The 1,466-nt window shown below is 43.7% G+C and carries 1 protein-coding gene; it reads left to right on the top strand.

All coding sequences use genetic code 11. The annotated features are described in order from the left end of the window. The coding region (gene fliD, locus Q7P41_RS12200) for a flagellar filament capping protein FliD (protein ID WP_303884614.1) at positions 1 to 1,410 on the top strand (1,410 nt) is incomplete at its 5' end. Positions 1,411 to 1,466 lie beyond the last annotated feature (56 nt).

The following is a 1,466-nucleotide window of genomic DNA, read 5'->3' as shown; positions in this document are numbered from 1 at the left end:
GTTTCGGGCATAGACTGGGGAACTATGATAGACAAGATCATGGAACGAGAGCGTAAAATCGCTGACGTTTGGACTTCAGAAAAAGAAAAACTTGAATTTAGGATAGACCTTTACAATGAATTTAGCGCAAATTTCAAAACACTGCGCTCAACTTTAACGCCACTTAAGCTGTCTTCCACTTATCTGGCAAAAACTGCAGAGATTGCTAACATTGGCAGCTCTTTAGATCCTTCATCCGTCCTGAGCATAACGGCAACGGCCGACGCTGAAATTGCAAGATACGATATTGAAGTCGAGCAGCTTGCGCAAGCACACAGCGTGGCAAGCAAAAAAGTAGACGACCCTTCAGCTGCCCTTGGTTTGGAGGGAAATTTCACAATTAAAGTGGGAGCAAATGAGGCTGAGATCGAAGTAATCGAAAGCGATACTTTATCGTCATTAGCGGAGAAAATTAACTCCGCTACCACTGAGGAAGAATTACCTTTAGGCATTACTGCAAGGATCTTGGACAACAAGTTGATACTTACGAGCAACGATACTGGAGAAAGCAATGCCATCACAGTCGTTAATGACGATGACGACATTTTAAGTGCCCTTGAAATTTGGAGCGAAGGAAATTTTACTCACGAAATTAAAGCGGCACAAGACGCATTATTAAAAATAGACGGACTGGAAGTCCAAAGATCGAGCAATGAAATCAGCGACTTGGTTGAAGGCCTTACCTTTAAGTTAAATGGAGTTGGGCATGTGGTAACTGATATAGTGCTCGATGCCGAAAAGGCCGTAAATGCAATAAACGATTTCGTGGAAGCCTATAATGCTGCCATAGATTGGATCAATATCAGGGTATCGGAAAAACCTATAGAAGACCCAACGGAAGATTACCAAAAGAGAATAGGAATGCTCCGAGGAGATCCCCTGCTTTGGCAAACAAAATCCAGAATGCGCGCTCTTATCTCCGATCCCATAGCAACGGAAGGTGCCTTTAAAATGCTGTCTCAGATCGGAATAACCACCGAAGCGGCCGATTATGGGAAAAGCGGCAAGCTCGTATTTGATGCCGATAAATTCATGGATGCCATGATAGCAAATTCAGAGGACGTAGCTTCGCTTATGACGACTGTAACGGCAAAATTTGATAACTTTATCGGAAACATCGTTGACAATGTTCCCATTGTCGTAGGCTCTACGACAGCGACCAAAGGACGAGTCGCAAGCGAGATAAATCATTTAAACAATAGGATCACTACTATAGATAAACGCATCGCAGATTTCGAACAACGCTTAGCCATCAAAGAAAAGGGGTTGATAGAACAATACACGCAGATGGAGACCGTTCTAGCTCAACTGACGCAACAGGCGAACTGGCTAGCTGGAATCGTTACTCAACTTTCAGCAGTGAGCGGATAGCCTTAAACCTTGGCCCGGCCTTTGAATTTAAGCTAAAAGCCCGCTTTGTGTTATTT

The sequence above is a fragment of the Acetomicrobium mobile genome, from assembly GCF_937920065.1.
This window is presented reverse-complemented; position numbering and strand designations above follow the sequence as displayed.